The following is a 14,918-nucleotide window of genomic DNA, read 5'->3' as shown; positions in this document are numbered from 1 at the left end:
GTCCAGATACTAATAAAGATAGCTGAGTTCTGCTTGCGCCTAAGATAGCCCATAATTGGTAATCCTTTTTAAAGATATCTATTAGCAGTCTTATATTATTTGAAATAAGGAAAAATAGAGTAGTCCCGCCAAAAATTATTAGCATTTGAAAAAGTTGTGAAGCGTTAATATTAGCAGTCTTTATTGAACTAGCAATACCAAATAAAGATGTTCCAACAATCAGGCTAGATACAAATAGTAATGGTATTGTTCCTAACCATTGTCTTTTTGAGTACTGAAATTGGTAAATGATTAATTTTAGCATAATAAATCCTCCTCAAATTAATCTTTACTACTTTCAAGTGCTTGGTAGAGCTCATCAGCTGAAGGTTTAATAATTTGTCGAGATATTTTTCCGTCTTTTAAAATGAGTGCTCTGTCAGTTTTTGAAGCCAACTCAATATCATGAGTGACCATAAGAACACATTTTCCTTGACTCGCTAAATTACGAAGTGTTTCAAAAATAAGTTTTCTTGAGACGCTGTCCAGAGCTCCTGTTGGCTCATCAGCAAAAATAATTTTACTATCAGCTATTATTGCACGAGTAATAGCCACTTTTTGCTGTTCTCCACCTGATAAGGTAGCAACTAATGATGATAGTTCTGCTTTAAAATTCAAACTATCCAACAATTTTTTTACTTTATTGCTATCAACACTCTTTCCTGAGAGTCTCAGAGGAAGTGTAACATTTTCTAGTACAGGTAGAGCGGGTACCAGATTATAGTTTTGAAAAATTATTGCAATATCTTGCCTTCTAAATTTAGCAAGCTTCCCTTCTTTTAAGGTGTATGGATTTACACCATTGATAACAACTTCGCCACTTGTTGGTTCAGACAAACTTGATAAGCAACTTAGCAAAGTAGACTTTCCAGAACCACTGACACCAAGTATTGATACAAATTCCCCATAATTGACAGATAAAGAAACATCTTTCAAAATAGAGACAGTTTTGTCTTGCCCTAACAAAAATTCTTTTGAAAGGTTTGAGACTTTAACAGCTACATTATTAACCATAATAAATCCTCCTGATTCCAGTGTCATCTTTGATTTAATTATACAATATTGAAATTCTATTAGTATCAAGTAAGTAATTTATGAAACATATTTTGAATGGATAAAATTTCTATTTCCTCTGGATCTCGAATAAAGGTCTTTAGCGAACTAAGAAGTTTTTCTATTATCATAATAGTATCATAAATAAGGCTTGATTGAAAGCGAAAACATAGCTTTATTAAGAGGTACAGCTTTTCTATCCAAAATTTAAATATAAAACTTAGGTATACTTAATAAATGAGAATTAAAGTTAGCTATAACGAAAAAAGTAGCATATGTAAAACTACTCTTCACCAAGCATACTTATCAAAAAGAGAAGGGGCTAGGACTGAGGAAACAGTTCTAACGCCAAAACTAAAAAATTTCAATTACACGCTAGCACAGGAATTGATTTTTTGCGCTTTTTTACTGTTTTTTCAAATAAAAAAGATGACTTACTGAACCTGTAAGCCACCTAGTCAGTCGGTTTATTCTGATGTCTGCCACCGCTTGGCCCTTATGTCCAAGATTACTATCAGATTGACCATGAGGCGATCACTCATCTACACCATTATTCTAACGAATATGAGCTACATATTGCAAGAGAAAAACTTATTTGGGATTTATACACTATAGAAAACATACACTATCTTCAGATTGAACTTTTGTTCAAAATAAGCTATAATGAATTTAAGTAGAAACAGGAGGTAGAACAAATGGCTACAATCAGTTTAACACGTGATATAAAACTAACAAACGAAGATGCTCTAAAAATTCTTAATCATAAACCATCTAAAAAGCTACAAGCAGTCTTGAAATCTATTGAATCACAGGACGCTACCGCTCCAACGAAAAATAAACTCATTTCAAAGTATCTGTAAGATGACAATTCAAGTAACACCACTTAAGCAATATCTTGAAAATATTCAAGTGCTGGCTCCTGATAAAAATGAGAAACAAGTTCAGGAGCTATTTAAAACTATCATTTTAGAAAATGTTGATTTCAACGGTAATGAAGAGATGTTGACTTATCTATCTGATAAAGCTCCCAATTTTGAAAAACAACATCGTTCTCGTAATTTTATCGTTGAAGAAACTGAAACAAATAACATCATAGGATTCTTTAGTTTATCTCTCAAAGTTGTTGATATTTCTGATTTAGAGAAATCCTTAAAAAAGAAACTCGTCCTAAAAGGGAAAAGTCCCAAAAATATTGATTATCTCCCTGTGTTACTTATCGGTCAATTCGGCAAAAACACAAAGCTAAATAAATTATCAGGACAAGAGTTATTTGAAATTGTAATTCAAAAAATTGAAGAATTTCGAGCAATTGTAGGAACTCAGATGGTATTTTTAGATAGTATCAATCATCCTAAAGTCATTCAATTTTATGAACAGTTCGGATTTGTTGCTTACAGTCAATTGATTAAAGACGATCATCAAGTAAGTTATCAGCCTATGGCATTAAATATGTCACTCTATAAAAAATAAGAATCATGTCACCTAAACTGATGACATGATCTTTTTATTTCGTTGTATAGGCAAAACTAATGGCACTATCTGCTTGAGAGATTTTTCTAAAGGTATAGTTAGGATTACCCCCATAGTTTGTCTCAGACACAAGGAAAGAACCATCATCATAGACTTTCTCTACAAAAGCCACATGACCATAGTTTGCTGGTGTCCCATGTGTACCTCCTACAAAAGAAACAATGGCACCTGCTCTTGGTATAGAGCCCGTTTCCCCTCCAAGACTTGAAGCTGTCGCAACCCAGTCCTGACCATTTCCCATGGTATTAATGATCGAAATCTTTTCTCCATTTCTACCTTTTAATTTTAAGCCTAACTGGTTCATACGAGCCGCAACACCCCAAGTACATTGTCCATAGGCATAGGCCATACCATCTCCACCACCAGGAATAGAATGATCATACAAGTCCCCACGAACCCCTTCAAGGGATTGCGGGTCACTTTTTGCCTGTCCTCCGTTTGATTGACTAAAGCCTTTTTCAATTTGGTAATACCATTCCGTTGCTCTGGTTTGTCTTTCCAGTAGTTTGTCACCAGAATTTCCCTCCCAATAGGTCAGAAAGAGTTGGGCCAGATTGGCCGCACTCCCCGTATTCCCAAAGAAATCCTTTAACCAACTTTGATAGTAAGGNCTATCCCCATGAAGCATAAAATCAAGCTGGAGGTCTAAATCATACCACTTCTTATTTTTGATATGTGCATAATTTAATAAAGCCGTATGACGTGTTGACCCATCTGCGGTATCTGTCCATTGCCCTAAACCTAGACCTCTATGAAGAATATTAGGATAAGCACCACTATAAATAGCTGGACCTCCAATCGCTAACCAGCTTTCATCATCCCATGAGGAATCGGTAGCTCCAACTGGAGGAGATAAATAATCTCCCTCAGCTCGTTTAGGATTGATAGAAGACTCTACCGACCAATTTCCTAAAATAGCCGCAATGGCTTGGGGACTTGCCCCTTGAGATTTCAAAAACTCATAAATATGTTTTGCTCGTTCAAACTCATCTCCACCAAACTGACCAATGGCAGGTAAGATAGTTGTCTGAAGTTGAATGACTTTTGGAAAATAAAATTGCGGATTGACATACACCAATTTTTCTTTCTTGTTCTTATACTTTTGATAGGAAACTTTCAAACCTGTATCATCTGGTGTTTCACCAATAACATCACCCGTTAGGACTCTCGTCCCCTCAATCGCACGGCCATTATGAATAGAATACAAGGTCAATCGACTCTCATTCTCTCCTTTTCCGTTAGTGAGAATAACATTGTCACCATCTAGAGATACAATTCCATCCATTGATGCGACAATCGTTTGGTGAGCCTTAGCTTCTAGTAGAATATACTCCTGAAGAGTAGGTTTTCCGTCTAAATCATAGTATCCATAACGATAAGTCATGGTTAAACTATCTTCGTTGCTTTGTCCCTCGAACGGATTGTCCAATTCCTGCATGGAAGCATAGACACCTTCTTCTTTTAGTTCCTTCATTTCCTCTTGATCGTCTTTCGATAGTTTATACTTAGGAGTTTCATAGAGGTCTTGCATGGATTTCAAATCTTCCCCATCGTTTAAATCATGCCACAAAGTAGATAGATAATCCTTGTAAGTTTCTGAACTAAATAAGTGAACTGGTTTGTGTAACTCATAGTCATGGAACTTAAAGTTCATATACCCCATCACATCATCAACTTTTGTGTAATAGGTAATTCCTTTGTCATTTGTACGAGTATGTTCTGCGTCTTCCCAAGTTAGGTGGGTATAAGCTTTTGTTAATTCAAATTCATCTTGTTGAATCAAACTAGCAGATGAAAATCCTAAAAAGAAGCTCATCATAAATAAGAGAAGAAAGACTAATCCTCCAACTATCCATGTTGCAGGATTTCCAGCCGCAAATGTAAAGAAGGAAAAGGCTGCTTTTAGTTTTTGATAGATATTTCGGACACTTGTAAGACCTTGTTTCTTTAATTTTCGAAACCGATTTTTAAAGGAGCTTGGATTATCTTTCGCTAGTTTCCATCCTTTTCCATCCTTAAAATGATGGTATCGCTCTTTTGTGTTGGTCAGTCTTTTCTTTGTAAAACGACCTGTTGCTTGTCCTGTTTTGACACTAGCTTTTCCAAGATTATAAGAAAGCCGACTGTAGCGTTTCCCTTTTCTAATAGTCTCTTGAAGTGTGCGATAGCCTTCTAAATCTTCATTTTCTGAAGCTAACTCTCCACCTTCACGTCCAAGGACATAAAGAAAAGTTTTGGCCTTCCTACTGACTTTTTTGGATTTATAGGCTTGTTTAGTAGATTTTAAATTTTCTTTAGCAGCCTTGACTTCTTTCTTAGCTTTTAATTCTTCTAAACTCTTCCCTTGAAAGAAAAAATTAGATTTATGTTTCGATTCCTGACCGTAGAGAAATTTTTGATTGGTTTTTCTTTCTTTACGACTCTCTTTTCTTTCTTCTTTTGACTGTGCCTTGGCTTCTCTAAATTGTTTCTTGGCTATTTTCAATCGTTTCCTAGCATGAGGCAATCGTCTGTCTCTTAATTCTTTCCGATTCAAAAGAGATGGAGGACTATTTTGAAGAATATGATTGTAGTCTTCATTTGCTTGTTTTACTCTCTCCTTTGAAGCTTCTCTCATATTCTCCAGCTTTTGCTTTATCTCATTTTTCCATGCTTTTTCATCCAGTACAGAGGAATCTTTTTTCTGTTTCCTTACCTCCTTCTTTCCTTTTTTCAAGAATTTCTTCTCATCTTTTAGACTTCTTCTAAATGCCTTTCGGGCACGTATGATTTCTCTTTTATCCTTCATTTACCCTTCCCCTTAATTAGAAGCCATTTTATCAGGATCTGTACTCATGATATCAAACAATTGTGTACCTTGAGGAATCTTATTTTTAAAGGGAACGACAACTGAACCAGCTTTTATTAGTCCAGCCCCTTTTTCTGGATTGACAAGGTATTTTTCGAGTTCTTTTGACAAGCCTAAGAGTTGAACCAGTTCTTCTCTATCATTTTTTGCTTGCTTGAGGAGAATCATAAATTCACTATTTGCAATAATCCGTCTACCGTTTGGATCTAACAATAAGGTTTCGACGTTTTGAGTTATTCCAGTCGGACTGGCTCCATATTTTCTGACACGACTCCACAATTTAAAGAAGAAATCACTGGCATATTTATCTAATAAGAGAAGCTGCATTTCATCAAAATAAATCCAGGTTTTCTTCCCTAATTTTTGGTTGCGAACGACACGATTCCATATCTGATCAAAAACAACCATAAGAGCGATTTGTTTCAGCTCATCTCCTAACTTTTTAACGTTATAGATTAAGAAGTTAGATCCTGTCTGAATATTGGTCTTATGAGAAAAAATATCAAGAGAACCTTCGACATACAGTTCCATATCAAGTGCCAAATTCTGCGCTTCTTCTTCTGGCTGTTGACTCAAGACAAAAACCCATTCTTCCAAAGAAGGCTCTTTAAATGACTGATAGGTGAGTCTGGTAACTCGGTCGATAATCGATTTTTCTCTCCCATCCATTTTCCTATCCAATAACTTGCCGATAAAGGATAAAAGAAATTCTGATTTTACCTTTACAGGATCTTCATCCATATTTTCTTCAGACAAGTCAAGGACATTGAGATAGGTTTGGGAATCGGGCGCAATATCAATCATTTCTCCACCAAAAGCTCGTCCAATGATACTGTATTCTGCTTCTGGATCCACGATGATAATTTCAGTATTTTCACCAGATTCCTTGATTTTGGTCGTGATAATTTCATGCTTGGTTGCCATGCCTTTACCAGCTCCTGATGTTCCTAAAATCAGACCAGACGGTGTATTTAATAGGCTGCGATCAATGGTAATAATATTGCTTGAGATTTGATTGATACCGTAATATTTCCCACTGCGGTCTTGTAAGTCTACTGAAGTCCAAGGAGAGTTCACTGCTACATTAGATGTTAATAAACTCCGTGATACTCCCTCTAAAAAATCACAACCAAATGGCAACAAACTATTAAAGGCTGCTTCTTGCATATATGGAAGTTTATCAATCATTAGGTCATTTGAGCCGGCCACTTGTTGAATAGTGTCTAGGGCTTGTTTGAGTTCTTCTTCATCCTGACCAAAGACACCAATCAAGAAGACTGTTTGAAATAGTTTATCTCCTGTCTCGGTCATGGTTTTTAAGAGTTCCTCAGCTTCATCGATATTGCTTTCTAAAACATGGCCTACTTTTTCCAAATAGATACCTGTACGAGCTAGTTTTTGTTGTTCCCCAATCTTTTGGGATTCCATTAAGGTCTTCTTTGTTCGTAGTTTCTTCATGGCATCTGCCTTGGTAGAACTTTGAGCATGAAGGCTCACTATCAATTCCAAATCTCCTTGCATGAGGTCTCGGATAAACTGATCACCTAATTCCATGCCATAGTCTCTCACATAGACAATCTGTAATAAGCGGTCATTGATTTGTAGGTAATTCTTGTTTTTGAAATCTAAGAGATTAGGCGCTATGAAGTGACGAGTTGTCTGACCAGATCTCGTTAAATCACGGTAAGAAAAAGGAAGATGGTGTTCTCCTCTAAGCATATCTGCCAACAAGTTCACCCGTTCTTCTCCAGCTAAGGATTCAAATCGAGCATCAATTTCTGAGAAACCACTCTTGAAATATTCTCCAATTTGAGACAAGGAACGATAGGCTTGTTTGGGATTAGTATCCTTTCTTCCAAAGCTAATCAGTTTCACAGCTGAAAAGTTATTTTCCCCACTGTCTAAATTTTGATTCATCATCCGATTCAATTCTTGACGATAGCTATCATACCCATCTTCTTTTTCCTCATACAAAACACTTTGTCTGAATTTTTCTAAATTCAATCTTTTATTAAAGATAGTCAATTGGAAGTTGGTTTGGTCATCTAGGGAGTTAATCAAATCAGAATACTTCTCAATGATTGCGCCCTTATCTTCTAAACCAACGGTCTGGTAATTGACATCACCAAGTAAATAACTTTGTGAGAAATAATCTTCTTTTACCTGCATCAGACCATTTTGATACAGGGCTTGATAGGAAAGAGTATTAGCCGTTGATGGTAACACTTCCTCTTTTTTTCCTTTAACTACTTCTTTCTGATTAGTCATTGAAGTTTTTTGTTTCTTTAATGTATTTGATTTTCTTTTCATGTTCAGGTCCTTTCTTTCCTGTAATTGTGCGTAGGGGAACCGTTAATTCAAAATGAAGACGGTATTTCAAATAATGTTCAAAATATAAATCATTGGGTTTATAGACTCCAAAAAGCATGAGGGGAATGGTAAAAGCAAATACAAAACCGTAAACAAACCAATCTCCAAATTGCCAGTAAAAGAGATTTAAACCCAAGACAATAATTGTGACAATAAAGGCTGGTAGGACAAAGATGATTTGTCTTGTGGTGAAGCCTAACCAAGCCCTGTGTTGGTATTTTGAGATGTCTTTAAAGACACGTGTATTCATGACTTTCCTTTCTAAAAAGGCTAAGAAGCAATCACTTCCTAGCCTTTATCTAATTACATACCTAAGATTGAGCGAGCCGTACGTTGAGAACCAACGAGGGCAATAATTAGTAAGATAGCTTGTACCAAACTACCAAACATAATTGCAAGTGATTGCAGGACTCCTGCACCATTTGAAACAGCTATTTTACCAGCAGATTCAAACAAAGGAACAAGAGAAACAATCAGAAAAATGAGAACCCCTTGTACTGCATAGACCATAATATTTTTTAAATAGCCAATACCAATAGACTTCCATTCATCACTTAAAAATGTTGGAATCGTAAGAGGGGCAAATGGGATCATAAGATATAGTTGAATAAATCGAATAGATACCAAAAGATTAACCATGGCTGCACTTACTATCCGAACAAGCCAAATGAGGAGTGCGAAAAAGCCCACAATCATCCGGCCAATAAATCCTGACCCTTTTAATCCAGAGATGGTATCATACTTTGCCCCGCCGTGAGCCACAATCGAGGCCACTTGTTCAATGGCGTGACTTGCAATCCCGATGATGGCTTCTACAATGACGGTAGTGTTGGTAATTACAACTGCGACCATAATATAACTAATCAACATTGGCGCTAAGGCTTCAAAGGTCATCGCTCCACCAGAGTTAGCAATTTTCTTTGCCATCTTCGAAAATTCTAAGATAAGAACAACTGATAAAATCGCAACTCCAAGGGGCTGCATGACACTTTTAGTAATACTAGACATATAAGTCCAAACTGTTGGATTATAGCTAGATAGAGATTTAATCAAATCTACCGTAGATTGTAAATCTACATTAAATCCTTCAAATAAATTTTCAGCTGATATTTTTTCAGATGCAAGGTAAACAAGGGGTGAGACTAAACTAAGATTCATGTCATTGTTTATCCTCCTAAATTGAAATCTGGGTTACAAAGGCTCCAGCAGCCCCTACCATAACTCCACCGACAATTTCCAGAATGGCATTCCGAACACCAGGTCCACCATCTTTAATGTTGGTTGCAAGATTGACAATCCCCACAACAACGAGAAAGGCACCAACTGCAATCAATCCCTTCTGTAACAAAGACATAGCTTGTGCAAACATAGCACTTGCGTCTACTCCATAAACAAAACCTTTAAAATGCGTAATCATCTATTTCCTCTTTTCTATTTTTATTTTAAACTAGATTCAAAAGTTAAATCACGAATTCTAAGGCCTTCAAGATGGTTTTCTTGACTTTGATTCAAAGGATTGATCTGATAGTTCCACCACCGTTCATCGGTTTCTTGATTGGCTAGAAACTTCCAGTTTGGATGCTTGATGGAATTGTATTTTTTGCTTTTAAAGACTGGCATATTAGCAATTCGAACCAGGCATTCATGCCGTTTCATATTTCCGACCTCATCGGGTGTCATTAAATCACGAGCAATCTTTTGATGAGAAAGGGATCCTGAACCTGTCTGGCCAAAGGAACGACTGGTATTTCGAACATCAATGGTTTGTTTACCGAGTAATCCACTCATAAATTTAAAGGTATCTTCATCATTACCACCTAAGTAGACTAAGCTATCACAGTTCCCAAGAATGGTTTTCCAAGCTTCTTTTTCTTTATAGAGCCCTTGAAGTTGGGCAATATTTTGAAGAATAGGAACGAGACTCATATTTCGAGAACGGACTGTTGAGGTTTGTTCAGCAAAATCTGGGATTTCTCCGATATTTGCGAACTCATCTAAGTAGACTCTCACATGAAGAGGTAATTGCCCCTTAAAATCAATATCTGCTTGTCTTGTTAGAGTTTGAAATACAGTTGAAAAAAAGAGGGCTGAAAGAAAGCGAAAGGTACTATCGTTATCTGGGATAACTAGGTAAACCATTGATTTTTCCTGGCCCCATGTCTTCATATCAAGGGTATCTCTTTTGGTCAAATCCATGACACTTTGAATATTGAAGAGGGCAAATTTAGCAGTGGTTACAGCTATAACAGAATCCAGAGTCTTATCCTTATAATTTTGAAAATCTGCCCAATTTCGCATGGTAAAATTTTCAGTCCCATACTTTTTAGCATAATTTTCAAATAGAATTTCTAAGACACTTTTTTCTTGGTTTTCACCCTTGGATAGGTGTTTAATGAGTTTTGAGATTTCAGCAAAACTTGGATAACGCCCTCGTTTTTTTCGCTCTTCCACTTCTTTTTTTTGACGTTTCAACAAGTTTTGGTATTCTTTTTGACTTAAACGACTTTCTTCTATGAGCTGTTCTCTTGTTTTGGGTGGATTATAGAAATCGACCAAGTAGGAGGCCAAAGCTCGTACCAAAGTCATAGAAGCTTCATCCCAAAATGGATCACTACGGGAGCCAGAGCCTTTGGTGTTATTGAAATAAACCGTCAGCAAGCGATTCAAATCATTTTCTGTCTCTATATAGCGAAAAGGATTGAAGCCATCTGAGTTCTTCATATTGACTAAATCTAACACCTTTACTTGGTAGCCATGTTCTAAAAAGAGTTTGCCTGTTTTCTCGGCCAAGTGATCTTTAGGATCCACTACAATATTAGAACTATTCATCTGAATCAGATTGGGTTTCACAAAGCGAAATGTCTTCCCACTTCCTGAACCTCCAATCACCGCAATATTCTTATTTCTATCATATTGAGGTGGTTTTTTATCTAATAATGTCAGACGAACATCTTGTGCTAAGATCGTATCATTAGAAAATTCCTTGCCGTAAAAGAGCTTCTTTTCTTTTAGAGTTCCAAAACGGGCGCTCCCGTATTCTACCCCTTCCCGGTATTGTTTTTTGCCAGTCTCTAAATAGAGATAAACCAGCAACATCATCACAAAGCCTAGTAGAAAAAAAGCACTTGATTTACCAGTAAAAGAAACATTCCATGGCGACTGAAGAACTTCATCTTGACCTTCCATCAGGAGATGAGTCCATTTATCTAAGCTATTTCCAGTATAGGAATCATACAAAAGCGTCAAACGATGAAAAAGATAGCCTAGTAAGATGCCTAACAGTGAGAATAGTAGGAATTTCTTTCCACTGTACATCATCTCACCATCTCTTTCTGTTTGACGGCTCCTTCTTGTCTAAAGGTAATTTGGGATTTAGCCTCATCAATTGCATCGTCTAATGACTGATCCATGGTAAAATCAGCTAATTTCTCCGGATCATTAACCATTTTTTCTAACAGATGGTCTAAATGATTGTCTAGAATCGAACGGTCTTTCGTGTAGAAATGCAGAGAATCCCCTCGCCAAGCGATCGCTAAAGGAATCTCTTCTTTTTCTAAAAAAGCTTTAAATTTCTCTATATCAATTGGTTTATCTAAAAAATCTTTTTTCAGATTAATCGTATCAATCGAATAAGGAGATTGTAGCAATTCTTCTAATTTCTGCACTCCTATCTTATAGGCGGAATCCTGTGCTAAAGCCTGACGTCTAGACCATTCTAGAATCTTTAAAAGACTTTTTACAGTAAATAAAAGACTACGCTCAGCATATTGAACTGCCATTCGTTCCTGTTGTTCAGAGGACATCTGATACCTCCTTCTTAACAAATAGCAGCTTTCCTTCTTTATAACGATAAGCTATCAATTTCTGACGTTGCTTAATCGACTTGACAACCTTCAGTAGATCTCTCGAATAAGGTTCTCGAAGAGTAACTTCTACTGCTTTCCCATCAAAGATACCAACACGTTTAAATTCAATGTAGTCTTTTTTGAGATGTCCTAAGCCCATACCAAAAGGAAAGTGATGAATCAATTGGATGGTACAACCACCTTTATTTCCCATTTGTTTCAAATCATACAAGTTTACTACCTTCATGATTAACTCCTTTATCTAGTTTGTCGCATCGTTTAAGTCTGGTAACGATAAACTCCGTGTCTGTTAGAAAATTCTCACACACGTCTTGTGCCAGTTGCCCTTCACAGGGAAATACTCTCAGTCCCTACTTACACAGGCACGCTAATCAAGACGGAGTGGATTCAATTTTCAAAGAACAGGTAGCTTTATTATAGATAAGAGTAGTTGAAATTTTTATCACATTTTTGGGGTTGTTGGGATGCAGTTTAGTATTTATAGTAAATATGATTGAAAAAATCTTGAACAATTTTTCAAACCACAATTAAATTAATGTTTTAAGTACAAAAACTGAAATATAGACACACTGGGTTTGCTTTTTTCACGTTTTTTCACTATTTTCAATTGTTTTCAATAAAAATATTGACAAAAATATTAATTAGTGATATTTTTAATACAAGGAAAAATTAAATATGAATATTGGTAAACGGATATAAANAGCATGATTTCTGTAAAGGCGAAATTAACTTTAGCTTATACAATATTTTTAAATCAAAAAGAATTTTCCAACTAGTAAAAAATTAGAAAAAAGGAAAAAGTCATGACAAAAACAATTCTTGTTACAGGTGGAGCTGGCTACATTGGCTCCCATACAGTTAAAGCTCTTTTAAATGCTGGCTACCAGGTGCATGTCCTAGATAATCTCTCTACAGGAAATCGTTCAGCTGTAGATAGTCGTGCTAGCTTTAAACAACTGGATGTTTATGATGCTAGTGCCTTAAAGCCTTACTTAGAAGAAAATCAGATTGATGCTGTTCTTCATTGTGCGGGTGAGATTGTTGTGAGCGAAAGTATTGAAAATCCAAGTAAATACTTCACTGCCAATGTTGCGGGTATGAACCAAGTTCTCAAAGTCTTATCTGAAGTTGGCATTCAAAAAATCATGTTCTCTTCGACTGCTTCTCTTTATGGTAATAACTGTATTGACAAGCCGGCGACTGAAGATACCCTGCTCGACCCTGTCAATCCTTATGCAGAAACAAAACTGATGGGTGAACGAATGATTTACTGGATGGCTAATCGCTATGATTGGAAATATGTCATTTTCCGTTACTTTAATGTTGCTGGGGCTGAAATGGATGCTTCAAACGGTCTACGTGTGAAAAATCCAACTCATATCATTCCAAATATCAACAAGACCGCATTGGGACAAAATGATAGCCTGAAAATATTTGGAGATGACTACGATACACGTGATGGTTCATGTATTCGAGATTACATTCATGTCTTGGATCTTGCACAGGCTCATGTTAAAGGAATGAACTACCTATTTCAAGAAGACAGTTCTTCTCAAATCTTTAACTTAGGAACCGAAAAAGGCTATACTGTCAAAGAAATCTTTAAAACTGCTGAAGAACTACTGAATCAAAAAATACCACACGAAATTGTTGCTCGCCGTGCTGGTGACCCAGCTAGCGTCCTAGCAGACGCATCAAAAGCTAAACAATATCTTGATTGGAAGGCTAGCTACTCCCTCGAAGATATTATTTTATCAGACTATCGTTGGCGAGTTAAAGAGGGTAAAAACATTTTGGAGTCATAAATCTTAACCAGCTCTCTATGAACTACACGTCAGGAAACAAGACTGAGTTATATTTACTTAACAAGGTGAGACTGGGCAAAAAGTCTTTAAAATTAGAAAACGCATAGTATCAGGTGTTGAAATCCTTGATATTATGCGTTTTATTGTCGGAAAATTTGCTTTGTTTTCTCCTCAAATTGCGTTTTTGTCCAGTCTTACTTTTATTCATAAAACATTCTACACTATTAAATTCATGAAATTAATATTTAACTTTATCTGCACATTTAAAGCTATTCGCATTTGAAAACATTAAGACAGCACCTCCGTATAAGATTGTAACTTATCAGTTACTTTAAATAGCTGTGCATAATAAAATAATTTGTGTAAATGAATTTGATTCTGTTGAAAATATTTCTTAAATGCTGGTGCAATAATTTGAAGATCCACCTGATTAACTTGTATTAGACACTCGACCAAAACTCGTTCAACTTCATAAACTTTAATAAATTGACCAGGAAGACGCTCTATTTCAATAATTCCTTCACTATAGTGAGAACGTAAAATAATAGGACATATATCTGCTTCCTTAATGTTTTTGGTATTCGTACCATAAGGAAAACTCATCGTCATGTTAAAAGGGATAGTCAAAGATAAACCATATAACCAAAGTGCTGTCTCCAAAGAAAAGATTCCCTTTGGAAATCGATACTGAAGGACAAACCACTCATCTAAATAAATATCAGGTAAGCGATATAAGCCTTTTTCTTCAGCATCGATTTTTCCTTCTTTAACCATTTTTAATAAGGTTTTGTAGTGTAAGTTTTCATCTATTACTTGTTTAAAAGTTAAAAAACCATACTGATTGAAAGAGTCCATCAGTTTCTCTCTTTTATCAACCATATCATTCTCCTTTATTAGAAACAAAATGCTAACATCTTCTATATCTGTTAGCATTTTATTTCTTTAAAATCAATTCATTTAGTTTTTTTATTTCTAAATTAATCCATACGTAAGACAGAACAGCTATTATAAAGAAGAAGTAATCCGATATTCTCTAGATAATCCTAATAGATGAGGAATGGAGGAGTTTGGGACTGATAGAATAATTTCTGGACAGTTCTCCATATTTGTCTGGTAAATATATTTGTACTGAGAAACATTTTTCTCAATAGTATTGGCCAAGCAATCCATCTTAACATTGAGAATATCGATCTCTCCATCAAAAGCCTTTAGCCATTCCAAAGTATAAGTCATTTGAATTTTCTCCTAAAAAAGAGAAGGAAGCTCCTGCTTCCTTCTCTCCCACGTATTGAGTTTCACCTCACGCTAGATATGCCCTATCTGTTCCTCAAGGGTAGGCAGTCCTGCCATTCTTTTTCTCAACAAACAGTCTGAACTGAGAGCGGAGCCCACAGGCGGGTGCAGACC

At 36.0% G+C, this 14,918-nt stretch carries 13 protein-coding genes and 2 pseudogenes; 3 read left to right on the top strand and 12 right to left on the bottom strand.

Annotation, left to right across the window (positions count from 1 at the left end; all coding sequences use genetic code 11):
* Together D8837_RS08500 and D8837_RS08495 are read right to left on the bottom strand one after the other, a co-directional pair.
* Positions 1-304: pseudogene (locus D8837_RS08500) on the bottom strand (beta-carotene 15,15'-monooxygenase); the annotation flags it as partial.
* Between the two features lie 17 nt (positions 305-321).
* The gene (locus D8837_RS08495; protein ID WP_125456782.1) at positions 322-1,053 is read right to left on the bottom strand and encodes an ABC transporter ATP-binding protein; all 732 of its coding nucleotides are present in this window, start codon (positions 1,051-1,053) and stop codon (positions 322-324) included.
* 734 nt (positions 1,054-1,787) lie between these two features.
* Here D8837_RS08495 and D8837_RS09545 point away from each other — a divergent pair.
* Both D8837_RS09545 and D8837_RS08490 read left to right on the top strand, forming a co-directional pair.
* Positions 1,788-1,952: a hypothetical protein gene (locus D8837_RS09545; protein ID WP_000201399.1), complete on the top strand. Its 165-nt coding sequence runs from the start codon at positions 1,788-1,790 to the stop codon at positions 1,950-1,952.
* Position 1,953: 1 nt separating this feature from the next.
* The gene (locus tag D8837_RS08490) at positions 1,954-2,562 is read left to right on the top strand and encodes a hypothetical protein (RefSeq protein ID WP_125456781.1); all 609 of its coding nucleotides are present in this window, start codon (positions 1,954-1,956) and stop codon (positions 2,560-2,562) included.
* A 34-nt stretch (positions 2,563-2,596) separates the two neighbouring features.
* On the opposite strand, the gene D8837_RS08485 is transcribed toward D8837_RS08490, so the two are convergent.
* From D8837_RS08485 to D8837_RS08450, 8 genes are read right to left on the bottom strand one after another with little or no spacing between them, the layout of a single operon-like run.
* Positions 2,597-5,410, bottom strand: a complete 2,814-nt coding sequence (locus D8837_RS08485) for a phage tail tip lysozyme (protein ID WP_125456780.1) — start codon at positions 5,408-5,410, stop codon at positions 2,597-2,599.
* Positions 5,411-5,422: 12 nt separating this feature from the next.
* Complete coding sequence (locus D8837_RS08480; protein WP_185755698.1) at positions 5,423-7,780, bottom strand: VirB4-like conjugal transfer ATPase, CD1110 family; 2,358 nt, start codon at positions 7,778-7,780, stop codon at positions 5,423-5,425.
* On the bottom strand, positions 7,731-8,090 hold the full coding sequence (locus D8837_RS08475) for a PrgI family protein (protein WP_081571467.1): 360 nt from the start codon (positions 8,088-8,090) through the stop codon (positions 7,731-7,733). The genes D8837_RS08480 and D8837_RS08475 overlap by 50 nt, the downstream gene beginning before the upstream one ends.
* 53 nt (positions 8,091-8,143) lie before the next feature.
* Positions 8,144-8,998, bottom strand: coding sequence for a hypothetical protein (locus D8837_RS08470; protein WP_022524948.1), 855 nt, complete (start codon positions 8,996-8,998; stop codon positions 8,144-8,146).
* A 16-nt stretch (positions 8,999-9,014) separates the two neighbouring features.
* Positions 9,015-9,257: a hypothetical protein gene (locus D8837_RS08465; RefSeq protein ID WP_000627865.1), complete on the bottom strand. Its 243-nt coding sequence runs from the start codon at positions 9,255-9,257 to the stop codon at positions 9,015-9,017.
* Positions 9,258-9,277: 20 nt separating this feature from the next.
* The gene (locus tag D8837_RS08460; protein WP_125456783.1) at positions 9,278-11,155 is read right to left on the bottom strand and encodes a VirD4-like conjugal transfer protein, CD1115 family; all 1,878 of its coding nucleotides are present in this window, start codon (positions 11,153-11,155) and stop codon (positions 9,278-9,280) included.
* A complete protein-coding gene (locus D8837_RS08455; RefSeq protein WP_125456778.1) occupies positions 11,155-11,643 on the bottom strand; it encodes a hypothetical protein in 489 nt (162 codons plus the stop codon). Before D8837_RS08455 ends, D8837_RS08460 begins: the two co-directional genes overlap by 1 nt.
* On the bottom strand, positions 11,633-11,932 hold the full coding sequence (locus D8837_RS08450) for a hypothetical protein (RefSeq protein WP_125456777.1): 300 nt from the start codon (positions 11,930-11,932) through the stop codon (positions 11,633-11,635). Before D8837_RS08450 ends, D8837_RS08455 begins: the two co-directional genes overlap by 11 nt.
* 577 nt (positions 11,933-12,509) lie before the next feature.
* Between D8837_RS08450 and galE the strand changes: the two genes are divergently transcribed.
* The gene (gene galE, locus D8837_RS08445; RefSeq protein ID WP_125456776.1) at positions 12,510-13,511 is read left to right on the top strand and encodes a UDP-glucose 4-epimerase GalE; all 1,002 of its coding nucleotides are present in this window, start codon (positions 12,510-12,512) and stop codon (positions 13,509-13,511) included.
* Positions 13,512-13,799: 288 nt separating this feature from the next.
* On the opposite strand, the gene D8837_RS08440 is transcribed toward galE, so the two are convergent.
* Both D8837_RS08440 and D8837_RS08435 read right to left on the bottom strand, forming a co-directional pair.
* Complete coding sequence (locus tag D8837_RS08440; protein ID WP_125456775.1) at positions 13,800-14,390, bottom strand: type IV toxin-antitoxin system AbiEi family antitoxin domain-containing protein; 591 nt, start codon at positions 14,388-14,390, stop codon at positions 13,800-13,802.
* Positions 14,391-14,531: 141 nt separating this feature from the next.
* Positions 14,532-14,744 (bottom strand): annotated as a pseudogene (locus D8837_RS08435) (hypothetical protein); the annotation flags it as partial.
* Positions 14,745-14,918 lie beyond the last annotated feature (174 nt).

Source organism: Streptococcus mitis, from assembly GCF_003942965.1.
GTDB lineage: Bacteria > Bacillota > Bacilli > Lactobacillales > Streptococcaceae > Streptococcus > Streptococcus mitis_BH.
This window is presented reverse-complemented; position numbering and strand designations above follow the sequence as displayed.

Excerpts from the sequence above, each read along its gene's own strand:
- D8837_RS08495 (WP_125456782.1), bottom strand. The coding sequence starts at position 1,053 with ATGGTTAATAATGTAGCTGTTAAAGTCTCAAACCTTTCAAAAGAATTT.
- D8837_RS08460 (WP_125456783.1), bottom strand. The coding sequence starts at position 11,155 with ATGTACAGTGGAAAGAAATTCCTACTATTCTCACTGTTAGGCATCTTA.
- D8837_RS08475 (WP_081571467.1), bottom strand. The coding sequence starts at position 8,090 with ATGAATACACGTGTCTTTAAAGACATCTCAAAATACCAACACAGGGCT.
- D8837_RS08490 (WP_125456781.1), top strand. The coding sequence starts at position 1,954 with ATGACAATTCAAGTAACACCACTTAAGCAATATCTTGAAAATATTCAA.
- D8837_RS09545 (WP_000201399.1), top strand. The coding sequence starts at position 1,788 with ATGGCTACAATCAGTTTAACACGTGATATAAAACTAACAAACGAAGAT.
- D8837_RS08465 (WP_000627865.1), bottom strand. The coding sequence starts at position 9,257 with ATGATTACGCATTTTAAAGGTTTTGTTTATGGAGTAGACGCAAGTGCT.
- D8837_RS08480 (WP_185755698.1), bottom strand. The coding sequence starts at position 7,780 with ATGAAAAGAAAATCAAATACATTAAAGAAACAAAAAACTTCAATGACT.
- D8837_RS08455 (WP_125456778.1), bottom strand. The coding sequence starts at position 11,643 with ATGTCCTCTGAACAACAGGAACGAATGGCAGTTCAATATGCTGAGCGT.
- D8837_RS08440 (WP_125456775.1), bottom strand. The coding sequence starts at position 14,390 with ATGGTTGATAAAAGAGAGAAACTGATGGACTCTTTCAATCAGTATGGT.
- D8837_RS08450 (WP_125456777.1), bottom strand. The coding sequence starts at position 11,932 with ATGAAGGTAGTAAACTTGTATGATTTGAAACAAATGGGAAATAAAGGT.
- galE (WP_125456776.1), top strand. The coding sequence starts at position 12,510 with ATGACAAAAACAATTCTTGTTACAGGTGGAGCTGGCTACATTGGCTCC.
- D8837_RS08470 (WP_022524948.1), bottom strand. The coding sequence starts at position 8,998 with ATGAATCTTAGTTTAGTCTCACCCCTTGTTTACCTTGCATCTGAAAAA.